Origin of the sequence: Enterobacter cloacae complex sp. P13B, assembly GCF_014895915.1 — a bacterium.
Classification (GTDB): Bacteria; Pseudomonadota; Gammaproteobacteria; order Enterobacterales; family Enterobacteriaceae; genus Enterobacter; species Enterobacter bugandensis.
In genome coordinates this window covers 192862-208276 of sequence record NZ_JADBQN010000005.1, presented here as the reverse complement: position 1 = coordinate 208276, position 15415 = coordinate 192862, and the positions used below count along the sequence as shown (strand labels likewise).

At 58.3% G+C, this 15415-nt stretch carries 12 protein-coding genes; 10 read left to right on the top strand and 2 right to left on the bottom strand.

Annotated elements, in window-relative coordinates:
- The first annotated feature begins 116 nt into the window (after positions 1–116).
- The 7 genes from phoB to IM273_RS02975 all read left to right on the top strand — a co-directional run bounded on the left by phoB (position 117) and on the right by IM273_RS02975 (position 11357).
- Positions 117–806 carry a phosphate response regulator transcription factor PhoB gene (gene phoB, locus IM273_RS03005; protein WP_008503265.1) on the top strand — a complete coding sequence of 230 codons (690 nt, stop codon included), beginning with the start codon at positions 117–119 and terminating at the stop codon, positions 804–806.
- A 21-nt stretch (positions 807–827) separates the two neighbouring features.
- A complete protein-coding gene (gene phoR / locus IM273_RS03000; RefSeq protein WP_193050716.1) occupies positions 828–2123 on the top strand; it encodes a phosphate regulon sensor histidine kinase PhoR in 1296 nt (431 codons plus the stop codon).
- Positions 2124–2533: 410 nt separating this feature from the next.
- On the top strand, positions 2534–3853 hold the full coding sequence (gene brnQ / locus IM273_RS02995) for a branched-chain amino acid transporter carrier protein BrnQ (RefSeq protein ID WP_028012134.1): 1320 nt from the start codon (positions 2534–2536) through the stop codon (positions 3851–3853).
- Between the two features lie 81 nt (positions 3854–3934).
- Positions 3935–5308: a proline-specific permease ProY gene (proY, locus tag IM273_RS02990; protein ID WP_126300314.1), complete on the top strand. Its 1374-nt coding sequence runs from the start codon at positions 3935–3937 to the stop codon at positions 5306–5308.
- A gap of 141 nt (positions 5309–5449) precedes the next feature.
- Entirely contained in the window at positions 5450–7267 is a 1818-nt protein-coding gene (gene malZ, locus IM273_RS02985) for a maltodextrin glucosidase (protein ID WP_193050714.1), read from the top strand.
- Positions 7268–7353: 86 nt separating this feature from the next.
- Positions 7354–9975 (top strand): DUF2339 domain-containing protein, encoded by a 2622-nt coding sequence (locus IM273_RS02980; protein ID WP_193050712.1) that lies wholly within the window; start codon positions 7354–7356, stop codon positions 9973–9975.
- On the top strand, positions 9972–11357 hold the full coding sequence (locus IM273_RS02975; protein ID WP_193050710.1) for a DUF3999 domain-containing protein: 1386 nt from the start codon (positions 9972–9974) through the stop codon (positions 11355–11357). The genes IM273_RS02980 and IM273_RS02975 overlap by 4 nt, the downstream gene beginning before the upstream one ends.
- Positions 11358–11400: 43 nt before the next feature.
- Here the strand turns inward: IM273_RS02975 and IM273_RS02970 are convergent, their stop codons facing one another.
- Positions 11401–12003, bottom strand: a complete 603-nt coding sequence (locus IM273_RS02970; RefSeq protein ID WP_003859113.1) for a peroxiredoxin C — start codon at positions 12001–12003, stop codon at positions 11401–11403.
- Between the two features lie 127 nt (positions 12004–12130).
- Positions 12131–12712, bottom strand: coding sequence for an ACP phosphodiesterase (acpH, locus tag IM273_RS02965; RefSeq protein WP_136486511.1), 582 nt, complete (start codon positions 12710–12712; stop codon positions 12131–12133).
- A gap of 92 nt (positions 12713–12804) precedes the next feature.
- On the opposite strand from acpH, the gene queA reads away from it, so the two are divergent.
- Genes queA through yajC form a run of 3 tightly spaced genes read left to right on the top strand, consistent with a single transcriptional unit; the run spans position 12805 to position 15411 of the window.
- Positions 12805–13875, top strand: a complete 1071-nt coding sequence (gene queA / locus IM273_RS02960; RefSeq protein ID WP_047367601.1) for a tRNA preQ1(34) S-adenosylmethionine ribosyltransferase-isomerase QueA — start codon at positions 12805–12807, stop codon at positions 13873–13875.
- A 53-nt stretch (positions 13876–13928) separates the two neighbouring features.
- Positions 13929–15056, top strand: a complete 1128-nt coding sequence (tgt, locus tag IM273_RS02955) for a tRNA guanosine(34) transglycosylase Tgt (protein WP_045259930.1) — start codon at positions 13929–13931, stop codon at positions 15054–15056.
- Positions 15057–15078: 22 nt separating this feature from the next.
- A complete protein-coding gene (gene yajC / locus IM273_RS02950) occupies positions 15079–15411 on the top strand; it encodes a preprotein translocase subunit YajC (protein ID WP_000007630.1) in 333 nt (110 codons plus the stop codon).
- Positions 15412–15415 lie beyond the last annotated feature (4 nt).

Genomic DNA, 15415 nt, shown 5'->3' with positions numbered 1-15415 from the left:
AAACAACAGTTTGCCATTTATAGTGGTACTGTTTTTCATAAATCTGTCATAAATCTGACGCATAATGGCGCCGCATTACAAACTTGTAACTTAAATAAGATAAGACAGGGCAAAGTATGGCGAGACGTATTCTGGTCGTAGAAGATGAAGCTCCAATTCGTGAAATGGTGTGCTTCGTGCTCGAACAAAATGGCTTCCAGCCGGTTGAAGCGGAAGATTATGACAGCGCGGTGAACCAGCTGAATGAACCCTGGCCCGATCTGATTCTGCTTGACTGGATGTTGCCCGGCGGCTCCGGACTGCAGTTTATCAAACATCTGAAGCGTGAAGCGCTGACCCGCGACATCCCGGTGGTGATGCTCACGGCGCGCGGAGAGGAAGAGGATCGCGTGCGCGGTCTGGAGACCGGCGCGGACGATTACATTACCAAGCCTTTCTCCCCGAAAGAGCTGGTTGCCCGCATTAAGGCCGTCATGCGCCGTATTTCCCCGATGGCGGTCGAAGAGGTGATCGAGATGCAGGGCCTCAGCCTTGACCCAACGTCACACCGCGTGATGACCGGCGAAAATCCCCTCGACATGGGGCCTACCGAATTTAAACTCCTGCACTTCTTTATGACCCATCCGGAACGCGTTTACAGCCGCGAGCAGTTGCTGAATAACGTCTGGGGAACTAACGTGTATGTCGAAGACCGGACGGTTGACGTACATATTCGCCGCCTGCGAAAAGCGCTGGAACTGAGCGGCCACGATCGCATGGTACAGACGGTCCGCGGTACGGGTTATCGTTTCTCGACCCGTTTCTGAATAATGACAGGAGTGTGACGCGTGCTGGAACGTCTGTCATGGAAAAGGCTCGTCTTTGAACTGATCTTATGCTGTATTCCGGCCCTTCTTCTGGGGGCCTTACTTGGGCATCTGCCGTGGTTTCTGCTGGCGGCGGTCACCGGGCTGTTAGCCTGGCATTTCTGGAACCTGCTGCGTCTCTCCTGGTGGCTGTGGGTGGACCGCAGTATGACCCCGCCGCCGGGAAGCGGCAGCTGGGAGCCGCTGCTGTACGGCCTGCACCAGATGCAGATGCGTAATAAAAAGCGTCGCCGCGAGCTGGGAAGCCTGATCAAACGCTTTCGCAGCGGCGCAGAGTCGCTGCCGGATGCGGTGATCCTGACGACTGAAGAAGGAACTATTTTCTGGTGTAACGGGCTTGCGCAACAGCTGCTGGGCCTGCGCTGGCCGGACGACAATGGTCAGAACATCCTCAACCTTCTGCGTTATCCCGAGTTCACGCTGTACCTGAAAAAGCGTGATTTCACCCGTCCCCACAATCTGAAGCTGAATAACGGCCGCCATCTGGAAATCCGCGTGATGCCCTACAGCGATCGCCAGTGGCTGATGGTGGCGCGCGACGTGACCCAGATGCACCAGCTGGAAGGGGCGCGTCGTAACTTCTTCGCCAACGTCAGCCACGAACTACGCACCCCGTTGACCGTGCTGCAGGGCTACCTGGAGATGATGCAGGAGCAAACCCTGGAAGGTGCGCCGCGTGAAAAAGCGCTGCATACGATGCGCGAGCAAACGCACCGTATGGAAGGGCTGGTGAAGCAGCTGCTGACGCTGTCAAAGATTGAAGCGGCGCCTTCTCTTGCGCTGAATGACACCATTGATGTGCCAATGATGCTGCGCGTCGTCGAGCGTGAAGCGCAGACGTTAAGCCATAAAAAACATCAGCTGACCTTTGACGTCGACAACGCGCTGAAGGTGCTGGGCAGCGAGGATGAACTGCGTAGCGCCATCTCCAACCTGGTGTACAACGCGGTAAACCATACGCCGGAAGGAACGGATATCGTGGTGCGCTGGCAGCATACGCCGGCAGGCGCCGAGTTTAGCGTTGAGGATAACGGGCCGGGGATCGCCCCGGAGCATATTCCGCGCCTGACCGAGCGCTTCTACCGGGTGGATAAAGCGCGATCGCGGCAGACGGGGGGGAGCGGCCTGGGGCTGGCGATTGTGAAACACGCGGTGAATCACCATGAAAGCCGTCTTGATATCCAGAGTACCCTGGGTAAGGGAACCCGCTTTAGTTTCGTTATCCCGGAACGATTAATTGCCAAAAAGAGCGCCTGACGGCAGGCGTGTCATTTTACCTTTCCACGGGTCAGCCATCGCTGGCCCGTTTGCTTTGCAGTCAAGCGAAACGCGTGTGAATTTTATACGGTTGGCTGTTTTTTGTTCGCATGATTAGCCATGGGTTTTTCCTATAATTAGCGCATTGTTCTGGTGTGCGTTTTCATACTGGCATATTGTTCTGGTTTTGCGATCCCTCCTTGCCTTTAAACGTTATAAGCGTTTAAATTGCCCCCCAGATACTGTCAGACCGACTGTATTTGCGTGGTAAATCGAAAAACTATTCTTCTCCACGCCAGGACGGGAGCATTTCCCGCTGAAATTGAGCAAATTTTCGGCTGTATCGTCCCGTCAGGGAAATCGAAAAATCTCAACGTTTTCAACACCACATCCACAGGCAGTAAGGTTTTATGACCCATCACTTAAAATCGCGTGACATTATCGCGCTGGGCTTTATGACATTTGCGCTGTTCGTTGGCGCAGGCAACATCATTTTCCCTCCAATGGTTGGCTTACAGGCGGGTGAACACGTCTGGACCGCCGCGTTTGGTTTCCTGATTACTGCCGTGGGCCTGCCGGTACTGACCGTTATCGCACTGGCGAAAGTCGGTGGCGGCGTGGATAGCCTTAGCACCCCGATTGGCAAAGTGGCTGGCGTTCTGCTGGCAACCGTCTGCTATCTGGCCGTTGGTCCGCTGTTTGCCACCCCGCGTACCGCGACCGTTTCCTTCGAAGTGGGCATCGCCCCGCTGACCGGCGACGGCGCGATGCCGCTGTTCATCTACAGCCTGATTTATTTCGCCATCGTGATTCTGGTTTCCCTCTATCCGGGTAAGCTGCTGGACACGGTAGGTAACTTCCTGGCGCCGCTGAAAATTGTAGCGCTGATCGTGCTGGCCGTGGCGGCCATCATCTGGCCAGCCGGCCCGATTAGCGACGCGATGGATGCCTATAAAAACGCCGCGTTCTCTAACGGCTTTGTGAACGGCTACCTGACGATGGATACGCTGGGCGCGATGGTGTTTGGTATCGTTATCGTTAACGCCGCGCGTTCACGCGGCGTGACCGAAGCGCGTTTGCTGACCCGTTATACCATCTGGGCTGGCCTGATGGCCGGTGTGGGCCTGACGCTGCTGTATCTGGCGCTGTTCCGCCTGGGCTCTGACAGCGCGATGCTGGTTGATCAGAACGCGAACGGTGCGGCTATCCTGCACGCTTACGTTCAGCACACCTTCGGTGGGGCGGGCAGCATGCTGCTGGCGGCGCTGATCTTCCTGGCGTGTCTGGTAACCGCGGTTGGCCTGACCTGCGCCTGCGCAGAGTTCTTTGCGCAGTATCTGCCGCTCTCTTACCGTACCCTGGTGTTTATTCTCGGTATCTTCTCCATGGCGGTGTCTAACCTCGGTCTGAGCCACCTGATTCAGGTCTCTATTCCGGTGCTGACGGCGATCTATCCGCCGTGCATCGTGCTGGTGGTGCTGAGCTTCACCCGTCCGTGGTGGCATAACTCCTCACGAATTATTGCGCCAGCCATGTTTATCAGCCTGATTTTTGGTATCCTTGACGGGATTAAAGCATCAGCGTTCGCTGAAATTCTGCCAGCCTGGACACAGCGTCTGCCGCTGTCCGAGCAGGGCCTGGCCTGGCTGATGCCTACCGTTGTTGCACTGGTTCTGGCGGTTATCTGGGACCGTGCTGCAGGGCGTCAGGTCACATCGAACGCTCATTAATCAACGGCAACAAACTGTTTAACCACGGGGCTTAAGGCCCCGTGGTTTTTTGTTTTTTTCGTGTTGAATGGCAAGATTTAAATGGAAAGCACTAACAAACTTAAACGTGGATTGAGCACGCGCCACATCCGCTTTATGGCGCTGGGCTCTGCTATCGGCACCGGTCTTTTTTATGGCTCGGCAGATGCCATCAAAATGGCCGGTCCAAGCGTGCTGCTGGCGTACATCATCGGCGGCGTGGCGGCGTATATCATCATGCGCGCCCTCGGCGAAATGTCGGTTCACAACCCGTCTGCCAGCTCCTTCTCCCGCTACGCGCAGGAAAACCTCGGCCCGCTGGCCGGGTTTATCACCGGCTGGACCTACTGCTTCGAAATTTTGATTGTGGCGATTGCCGACGTAACCGCATTCGGCATCTACATGGGCGTCTGGTTCCCGGCGGTGCCGCACTGGATCTGGGTGCTGAGCGTGGTGTTGCTCATTTGCGCCGTCAATCTGATGAGCGTGAAGGTGTTCGGCGAGCTGGAGTTCTGGTTCTCCTTCTTCAAGGTCGCGACCATCATCATCATGATTGTGGCGGGTTTCGGGATCATCATCTGGGGGATTGGCAACGGCGGCCAGCCGACCGGCATCCATAACCTCTGGAGCAACGGCGGCTTCTTCAGCAATGGCTGGCTCGGGATGGTGATGTCGCTACAGATGGTAATGTTCGCCTACGGGGGCATCGAGATTATCGGCATCACCGCCGGGGAAGCGAAAGATCCGGAGAAATCCATTCCGCGCGCCATCAACTCGGTGCCGATGCGTATTCTGGTGTTCTACGTGGGTACGCTGTTCGTGATTATGTCCATCTACCCGTGGAACCAGGTGGGCACTAACGGTAGCCCGTTTGTCCTGACCTTCCAGCATATGGGCATTGCCTTTGCTGCCAGCATTCTCAACTTTGTGGTGCTGACCGCGTCGCTTTCGGCCATCAACAGTGACGTCTTTGGCGTGGGCCGCATGCTGCACGGCATGGCGGAGCAGGGCAGCGCGCCGAAGGTGTTCGCCAAAACTTCACGCCGCGGCACGCCGTGGGTGACGGTGGTGGTGATGACCGTAGCGCTGCTGTTCTCGGTTTACCTGAACTACATCATGCCGGAGAACGTCTTCCTGGTGATTGCGTCCCTGGCGACCTTCGCGACCGTGTGGGTGTGGATCATGATCCTGCTGTCGCAGATTGCCTTCCGCCGCCGTCTGTCGCTGGATGAGGCAAAAGCGCTTAAGTTTAAGGTGCCGGGCGGGGTGGCGACGACCGTGGTCGGGCTGATCTTCCTGGTGTTTATCATTGGCCTGATTGGCTACCATCCGGATACCCGCATTTCCCTGTACGTGGGCTGTGCGTGGATCGTTCTGCTGCTGATCGGCTGGGTGTTTAAGTGCCGCCGTGACCGTCAATTGGCAGAAGCACAGTAATATTTTTATCCCCCCTCCCTCGCGGGAGAGGGGATTTTTGCCTCCTCCCCCGTCCTCCTCCCCCAATAAATCTCGTCATGGTGAGCTATCCTTAACCACCCTGTGGCAAGGTGACGTCAATTTCATCAGAGGGGATTCGTGATGTTAAACGCCTGGCACCTTCCGGTTGCCCCATTTGTTAAGCAAAACAAAGACAACCTTGTGATTACGCTCTGGCTGGCGGGTGAAAATCAGCCGGAACGCGTGACGCTCCGCGCCGAAATTGATAACGAAGAGACCGGGCTGAAAATGCACAAGCTGCGCAGCCAGCCGCAGCCGGGGATTACGGCGTGGCGGGCGAATATCGATTTGCGCAGCGGGCAGCCGCGCCGTCGCTATAGCTTTAAGCTTTTGTGGAACAACCGTCAGCTGTGGTTTACCCCGCAGGGGTTTAGCCGTTTCCCACCGGCCCGGCTGGAGCAGTTCGCCGTCGATTACCCGGATAACGGCCCGCAGTGGGTTAACGATCAGGTCTTTTATCAGATTTTCCCGGACCGCTTTGCGCGCAGCGAAAAACGCACCGCCGGCCAGGACAAGGTCTATTACCATCATGCCGCGGGTCACGACATCATCCTGAAAAAATGGGATGAACCGGTGACGGCGCAGGCGGGCGGCTCGACGTTCTACGGCGGCGATCTCGACGGCATCAGCGAAAAGCTGCCGTACCTGAAAAAACTCGGCGTGACGGCGCTGTACCTCAACCCGGTGTTTAAAGCCCCGAGCGTACACAAATACGATACCGAAGATTATCGCCACGTTGACGAGCAGTTTGGCGGTGACGAGGCGCTGCTGCGCCTGCGTAAGAACACCCAAAAAGAAGGCATGCGCCTCATTCTGGACGGTGTCTTCAACCACAGCGGCGATTCGCACGCGTGGTTTGACCGGCATAACCAGTCGATGGGGGGAGCATGCCATAACCCGGATTCGCCGCAGCGCGACTGGTACAGCTTTAGCGAGGAGGGCCGCGCGCTGGACTGGCTGGGCTACGCGAGCCTGCCGAAGCTGGACTTCCAGTCGCCGTCACTGGTGAACGAGATTTACGGCGGGGAAGACAGCATCGTGCGTCACTGGCTGAAGGCGCCGTGGAATATGGACGGCTGGCGTCTGGACGTGGTGCATATGCTCGGTGAAGCGGGCGGGGCGCGAAATAACCTTCAGCACGTGGCCGGGATCGCGCGTTCGGCGAAAGCGGCCCAGCCGGAGGCGTTTGTCTTTGGCGAACACTTTGGCGACGCGCGCCAGTGGCTGCAAAACGATGCCGAAGATGCGGCGATGAACTATCGCGGCTTTACCTTCCCGCTGTGGGGATTCCTGGCTAACACCGATATCTCCTACGATCCGAACCATATCGACGCCGAAACCTGCGCCGCGTGGATGGATAACTATCGCGCTGGCCTGTCGCATCAGCAGCAGCTGCGGATGTTTAACCAGCTCGATAGCCACGACACCGCGCGCTTTAAATCCCTGCTCGGCAAGGATGTGGCGCGTCTGCCGCTGGCGGTCACCTGGCTCTTCACCTGGCCGGGCGTACCGTGCATTTACTACGGAGACGAAGTGGGGCTGGACGGCAACAACGATCCGTTCTGCCGCAAAACCTTCCCGTGGGAGGCAGAGAAACAGGATAAGGTGCTGTTCAGCCTGTATCAGCGGCTGGCGAAGCTGCGCAAACAGAGTCTCGCCCTGCGCTACGGCGGCTGTCAGGTGGCGTACGCCCACGATAATGTGGTGGTCTTTGTCCGCGTCTATAATCAGCAGCGCGTGCTGGTGGCGATTAACCGGGGCGAGGCCTGCGAAGTGGTGCTGGATGATTCGCCGCTGCTTAAGGTGGCGACGTGGACGAACAAAGAGGGCAAGGCGACGATACAGGATGGCGTGCTGGCGCTGCCTGCGGTATCCGCGACGATCTGGTTCGGCAGCTAGTGCGCTATTGTTTCCACCTTTTAGGATAGCGCCAATGCAATGAGTTGTGTCAATCTTAACGGATCGCTTACGGTGAAGGTGGAAACATGGACGAGCTATACATCCTTGGCTGTTTATTCCTGGTTTTTGCGCTGCTGGTGGCGCCCGTGCTGGCCGTTATTGGCTTTAATCGCAGCACGGCGGCGCGCCAGGAGATTGCCCGGCTACGCCAGCGCATTGAGTTGCTTGAGCAGCGCGGCGCAGCTCAGGTAGCGCCGGAGTCAGAACAGGTGCAAGCGGTCACTCCGGCTGTCGTGACCGCGCCTGTGGCTGAGGACGCGCCCGCGCCTGTCGATCCCTGGCGTCCCGACATTCCCGCAGCCGAGGCAAAACCCGCTCCGGCCCCTGCGCCTGCGGCTAAACAGCCTTCTGCCTTTGGCGGCATTGTGACGTCGCTGACGCGCTGGTTTATGCAGGGTAATCCCCTGGCGAAGCTTGGCATTCTGCTGCTCTTCCTCGGCCTCTCTTTCCTGCTGCGCTATACCGTTGAACACTCCCTGTTCCCGCTTGAGCTACGCCTGGTGGCGACGGCGCTGTTTGCCATCGTGCTGCTGGCGGTTGGGTGGCGGCTGCGGCACAAGCAGCCGATCTACGCGCTTATCTTACAGGGCGGGGCGACGGGCATTCTCTACCTGACGGTCTTTGGCGCCTTCCGGCTCTGGCAGATGCTGCCGATGACGCTGGCCTTTGCGCTACTGGTGGTGATTTGCGCCGCGAGCGTTGGGCTGGCCGTGCTGCAGAAAGCGCTGAGCCTTGCCATGCTGGCGAGCCTCGGCGGGTATCTTGCGCCGCTGCTGCTATCTACCGGGGGCGGCAGCTTTGTGGCGCTGTTTTCCTTCTATCTCCTGCTTTCCATCGGCATTCTCGCCATCAGCATCTGGCAGCACTGGCGCGAGCTCAACCTGCTCGGGCTGCTCTTTACCTTTGGCGTGGGCGGCCTGTGGGGGCTAAGTGAGTACCAGCCTGAAGACTATTGGATCTGCCAGCTGTTCCTGATTGCCAATACGCTGATATTCGGCGTGCTGAGCGTGGCGCTGTCGCTGCGGGCGCAGGAGAAAGGAAAGCAGATTATTGACGGCGTGCTGCTGTTTGCCCCGCCGCTGATAGGCTTTGGGATGCAGTACGGCATGACGCAGCACTGGGAATATGGCCCTGCGCTGAGCGCGCTGGGATACGGCGCATTTTATCTCACCCTCGCGTTCCTCGCCCTGCGGCGCTATCCCTCCCTCGGACGACCGCTGGTTCTTGCGGCGCTGGCCATCGGCGGCGGGTTTGCCACGCTCGCCATTCCGCTAGCGCTCTCCGCGCGCTGGACGGCGATGGCCTGGGCGCTGGAAGGGCTGGGTATCCTCTGGCTGGGCGTGCAGCAGCAGCAGCGGCGCATGGGCTATAGCGGCACGGCGCTGCTGGTGCTGGCGCTCGGCAGCGCGCTGTGGGCGCAAACGAATGGCGTGACGGCGCTGAGTCTGCTGCTGATCTTCTCCATCCTCAGCCTTTGCTGGCTGACGGCGGCCTGGCTGTGGCGGAACCTCTTTCTGCCGGTTAGCTGGGCGCTGCTGGCAGGCGGGCTGCTGTTCTGGCTCGTGGCGCTATTTGGCGCGTCGCGGCTGGCGCTGAAACAAGAATTGCCCGTTCTGGCAGGCGTGCTGGCGCTTGCCGCCGTCTCGGTCTGGGGCTGGCGATACGTTGCCGCGCGGCTGGCGTGGCGGGAGCTGGATGCCAGCAAATGGCTGCTGTGGCCGCTGATGCTGGTGATGGTGGGCTATCAGCTCTCGCACCAGCAGATGTTTGCCGCCGGCTGGTCAAATTTGGCCTGGGGTATTGCGCTTCCCGCCGCGCTGATGCTGCTGCGGCGCGACGGCGCTCGTTTAGCGCCGCGCATCTCTATGGGGCTGCATCTGGCGCTGTTCTGGATGATATTACTGGCGCTGGCGGCGGAGCTTTACTGGTTTGCCCGGTCGCTGCCGTGGGGCATGGCGGCCTGGGGCAGCGGGCTGGCGATGGCCGCAGGCGGCGGGGTGATTATGGCGCTCTCTGCGGCGGTGCGCCGTCGCGGGTGGCCGTTCCGGGAGTGGCCCGCGCTCTACGCGTGCATAGCACCGATCCCCGTGCTCGCGGCGCTGCTGGTATTGCTGGTGGTGACCAATTTCCAGGACGGCGTGGTTTATCGTCAGACCTGGCTGCCGCTGGTGAACCCGCTTGAAGAAGGCGCGGCGTTCGCGCTGCTGGGGCTGGTGGTCTTTTACCGGGCGGTGGATCGCTACTACCCGACACAGCTCTCGCAGGCCCGTCCGTGGCCTGCTGTCGCGATTATGGCGTTTGGCTTCTGGTGGCTTAACGGTGCGCTGATGCGCGCCCTGGCCTGGTACGGCGACGTGGCCTGGAATATGGCGTCGCTGTGGGATTCGCGGCTGATCCAGACCACGTTTGCCCTGTTCTGGATGCTGAGCGCGCTGGTGATCATGGTCCACGCCACCCGTAGGGTTTCCCGTCAGGAGTGGCTTGGCGGTGCCGCGCTGCTGGGCGTGGTGATGGTTAAACTGATGCTGGTGGACAGCGCGGGTGGAGGCGGTCTGTCGCGTGCGGTGGCGTTTATCGGCGTGGCAATACTGGTGCTGATCGTGGGGTATTTCTCGCCGCTACCGCCCAAAACAGGAGATGAAAAATGAAATGGATGAAAGCGGTAGCTTGTACCGCTCTGCTGGCGCTTGCAGGCCCGGCGTTCTGCGACGAGGTACAAACGGAATCGCCCCGGGACTATGCCTTTGGCCGCTCGCTGGATACGTCTGCTCCTTCCCAGTGGTATCGGGTGACGCTGCCGCTCGCCGTCTATACGCAGAGCACGTCGCCGGATCTGCATGATGTCCGCGTCTTTAACCAGTCGGGCGAGCCGGTTCCTTTCAGCCTGGTCACCGCGACGCGTCCGCAGGTGGCAGCGCAATCCACGGCGCTGCGCCTCTTTCCTCTGGACGCCTCACCGCTTGCGCCTGCGCGTGGGGATGAGGGCAGCGATAAGATCCTGCTCCGTTCCGGAAACGGCGTAGAGATTGTGCTGGAGGGGCAAAAAGCCGCCTCAGCCGGGCAGCATTATCTGGTGACCCTGCCGGAGCAGGCTACGGGTGAGATTGCCCTGTCCCAGCTGCAGCTGCTCTGGAATACCCCTCAGGCGCCGTGGCAGGGAACGGCGTCTGTCTATTACAGCGAGGATCTTAAGCGCTGGTATACCCTGCGCGAGGATATGCCGCTGCTGGACGTGATGAGCGGGCAGGATCGTCTTAAGCTCGATCGGATCGATACCGATATCGTTTTGTCTCCCGATACGAATCGCTATCTCCTGGTTGTGCTGAATGCTCAGAGCCAGGGGGTGACCTTAACCGGCGTTAACGCGATTAGCGCCCCTGCGCGGGCGACGCCGGACGCGATCGATCTTGAGGGGGTAGGGGAGCAGCTATCGACAAGCGAAGCGCAGTGGCACTGGGCGCAGCCGCAGCCGCTGAGTGCTATCAGCATTTTACTGAATGGCGACGGCGTCCTTCCCGTGGAGATAGCGTGGCGGAGTACGGAAAAAGACATATGGCACTCCCTGAAAAAAGAGGTGCTTTACCGTCTGGAGGGCAAAACGTCTCCACCGGTTTCGCTTAGCGGAGGCCTGGTGCAGGCGGTGAAAATCACGACGCTGAATGCGCGCCTGCCGGAATATCTGCCGGACGTCACCGGGCATCGTGACCGCTATGATCTGGTGTTCAACGCGCAGGGAAAAGCGCCGTACGTGCTTGCCTGGGGCAATGGCGCTGCAAAGCCTGCCAGCGTGGAACCTGACATGCTGATCCCCGCCGACCTGCGCAAAACCTATGATATGGAGCACCTGCCGCAGGCCGACATTCTGGATGATGTCGCGTTAGGCGGCGAGGGGCGTCTGACCGCTACCTCTGCGTCCGAGCGGGAGAGCCGGATGAACGCGCTGCTGGTGTGGGGCGTGCTAATTGCGGGCGTAATTCTGCTGGCGGGAATGGCCTGGCGCATCTGGCGAGAGACGCAGCGTAAGGCATAAAAAAAGGCCCGCATAAGCGGGCCTTCTTCGTAAACCGTGCCGATTACAGGCTGGATACGTTCTCAGACAGGTATTTAGCAACGCCGTCTGGGGACGCAGCCATACCTTCTTTACCTTTTTCCCACTGAGCCGGGCACACTTCGCCGTGCTCTTCGTGGAACTGCAGCGCGTCAACCATGCGCAGCATTTCGTCGATGTTACGACCCAGCGGCAGATCGTTCACAACCTGGTGACGAACGATGCCGTTTGCGTCGATCAGGAAGGAACCGCGCAGCGCAACGCCAGCGTCCGGATGTTCGATACCGTAAGCCTGCTGGATTTCGCGTTTGATGTCCGCAACCATTGCGTATTTCACCGCACCGATGCCGCCGTTTTCGACAGGGGTGTTACGCCATGCGTTGTGTACAAATTCAGAGTCGAAGGAGACGCCAACCACTTCCACGCCACGCTTCTGGAATTCTTCATAACGTTTGTCGAACGCGATCAGCTCAGACGGGCAAACGAAAGTGAAGTCCATTGGCCAGAAGAACAGAACGGTCGCTTTACCGTTGGTGTGCTGTTTGAAGTTGAAGTTTTCAACGATTTCACCGTTGCCCAGAACTGCTGCAGCTGTAAAATCCGGAGCCGGACGAGTTACCAGAACCATATGATTCTCCTGTAGATACTAAGGTTATTTGGAACGCAACGCGAGCCAGTATAGAGAGTGTTCGTTGATAAGACAAAGAGGTGGTGACAATCGTTCCGCCAGCTTTTACCTATCAATGATCGTGCTGTCAGAGCTGCTTGTTTTTCGCCTGCGCCATCATGCGCGGATAGAACTGCCAGAATTGGCTCTCCAGCGCATCGTAATGCTCATCCAGGTCGTACCAGGAGTCGCGCAGCGCATCCAGCCGCGGGCGACGGCTCGCCATGCCATTCAAGACATTCTGGATAAAGTCCATCTCGCGATAGCGCTCCAACCAGCGTTCCGACCACAGGTAGTTATTCAGATTCACAAAGCGCGGCGGCGAATCGGGCAGAATGATCGACACCTGCTGGTGGGCGTAGCGCACAAACGCCGACAACGGCATCTCCGGCGAGAGCTGTTCCCAGTGGCGAGACAGGAAGTGGTCCCACATCACATCGAGCGTGATCGGCGCAACGCGGCGCGTTTCAGGGCGAAACCACGCTTTCGCTTCCGTCACCTCGGGCAGATTATCAGTGATGACATCAATGCGGCGGTGCATAAAAATCCCGTCGACAACCTCGGGAGAATACGCTTCAGCGGGGTTGCCGCGCACGAAATCGGCCAGCAAATTGCCGGAAAGGGAGCTGTCAGCGAGGTGTGCGAGATGCAGGTGAGCGAGAAAATTCATGCGTTTTATTTGTCCAGTGGCGGCTAGTTGTTGCAGCAAAAGGGTGTGAGCACTAGACTATGCCGCCTGTTTTTAAGTCACGAGTATACGTCATGCGCGTCGCCGATTTCTCCTTTGAACTACCTGAATCCCTGATTGCTCACTATCCCATGCCTGAGCGCAGCAGCTGTCGCTTACTGTCACTGGATGGGCCAACGGGCGAGCTGACGCACGGTACTTTCACCGATTTGCTCGACAAGCTCAACCCTGGCGATCTGCTGGTCTTTAACAATACCCGCGTGATCCCGGCGCGCCTGTTTGGCCGTAAGGCCAGCGGCGGCAAGATTGAAGTGCTGGTCGAACGTATGCTCGATGATAAACGTATTCTGGCACATATTCGCGCTTCCAAAGCGCCGAAGCCGGGCGCGGAGCTGCTGCTGGGTGATGACGAAAGCATCAAGGCGACCATGACCGCGCGCCACGACGCGCTGTTCGAGGTGGCGTTCGACGACGAGCGCACGGTGCTCGACATCCTGAACGCCATCGGCCATATGCCGCTGCCGCCGTACATTGAGCGCCCGGACGAAGAGGCCGACCGCGAGCTATACCAGACCGTCTACAGCCAGAAGCCTGGCGCGGTCGCGGCGCCAACCGCAGGTCTGCACTTTGATGAACCGCTGCTGGAAAAGCTGCGCGCGAAGGGCGTTGAGATGGCGTTTGTGACGCTGCACGTCGGCGCGGGCACCTTCCAGCCGGTGCGCGTGGACAGCATTGAAGACCACATCATGCACTCCGAGTATGCCGAAGTGCCGCAGGATGTGGTGGACGCGGTGCTGGCGGCGAAAGCGCGCGGTAGCCGCGTCGTGGCCGTCGGTACGACGTCCGTGCGTTCACTGGAAAGCGCTGCGCAGGCTGCAAAGCGCGATCTTATCGAGCCGTTCTTTGGCGATACGCAGATCTTTATCTACCCGGGCTATCAGTACAAGGTGATTGACGCGCTGGTGACCAACTTCCATCTGCCTGAATCGACGCTGATTATGCTGGTCTCTGCGTTTGCGGGTTATCAGCATACGATGAATGCGTACAAGTCTGCGGTAGAACAAAAATATCGCTTTTTTAGCTACGGGGACGCGATGTTTATCACGTACAATCCGCTGGCTTTGAATGAGCGTGTCGGGGAATAAGTCCGCGGCACCGTATGACAACGTTGGACTGTTTTTCTGACGTCGGAGAAAAAATGAAATTTGAACTCGATACCACCGATGGCCGCGCGCGTCGCGGTCGCCTGGTGTTTGATCGCGGCGTGGTGGAAACCCCCGCGTTTATGCCTGTGGGCACGTACGGCACCGTAAAAGGGATGACGCCGGAAGAAGTTGAAGCCACGGGCGCACAGATTATCCTCGGCAATACCTTCCACCTGTGGCTGCGTCCGGGTCAGGAGATCATGAAGCTCCACGGCGATCTGCACGATTTTATGCAGTGGAAAGGCCCGATCCTGACCGACTCCGGCGGCTTCCAGGTCTTCAGCCTGGGCGATATCCGCAAGATCACCGAGCAGGGCGTACACTTCCGTAACCCGATCAACGGCGATCCGATTTTCCTCGATCCCGAAAAGTCGATGGAGATTCAGTACGATCTCGGCTCCGACATCGTGATGATCTTCGACGAATGTACGCCGTACCCGGCAGACTGGGACTACGCGAAACGCTCTATGGAGATGTCTCTGCGCTGGGCGAAGCGCAGCCGCGACCGTTTTGACTCCCTGCAGAACAAAAATGCGCTGTTCGGCATCATTCAGGGCAGCGTTTACGAAGATTTACGCGATATCTCTGTTAAAGGTCTGGTAGAGATAGGTTTTGATGGCTACGCTGTCGGCGGTTTGGCTGTGGGTGAGCCGAAGGAAGACATGCACCGCATTCTGGAGCACGTCTGCCCGCAAATCCCGGCGGATAAACCACGATACCTGATGGGTGTGGGTAAACCCGAAGATCTGGTGGAAGGCGTACGTCGCGGCATTGATATGTTCGACTGCGTGATGCCAACCCGCAACGCGCGTAACGGTCATCTGTTCGTTACCGATGGCGTGGTGAAAATCCGTAACGCGAAGCATAAGAGTGACACCAGCCCGCTCGATTCCGAGTGCGATTGCTATACCTGTCGCAATTATTCTCGCGCGTATCTGCATCATCTCGATCGTTGTAATGAGATTTTGGGCGCGCGTCTCAATACGATTCATAATCTTCGCTACTATCAGCGCTTAATGTCTGGTTTACGCAAGGCTATCGAAGAGGGTAAATTAGAGAGCTTCGTGACCGATTTTTACCAACGTCAGGGGCGGGATGTTCCACCGTTGAACGTTGATTAATATTAATAATGAGGGAATTTGAATGAGCTTTTTTATTTCTGATGCGGTAGCGGCAACAGGTGCTCCGGCGCAGGGCAGCCCGATGTCTCTGATCCTGATGCTGGTTGTGTTCGGTCTGATCTTCTACTTCATGATCCTGCGCCCACAGCAGAAGCGTACCAAAGAGCACAAAAAGCTGATGGACTCCATCGCGAAAGGCGATGAAGTGCTGACCAACGGTGGTCTGGTCGGCCGCGTAACCAAAGTGGCTGAAAGCGGCTACATTGCTATCGCCCTGAACGACACCACTGAAGTGGTTATCAAACGTGACTTCGTAGCTGCCGTTCTGCCGAAAGGCACCATGAAGGCGCTGTAATCCC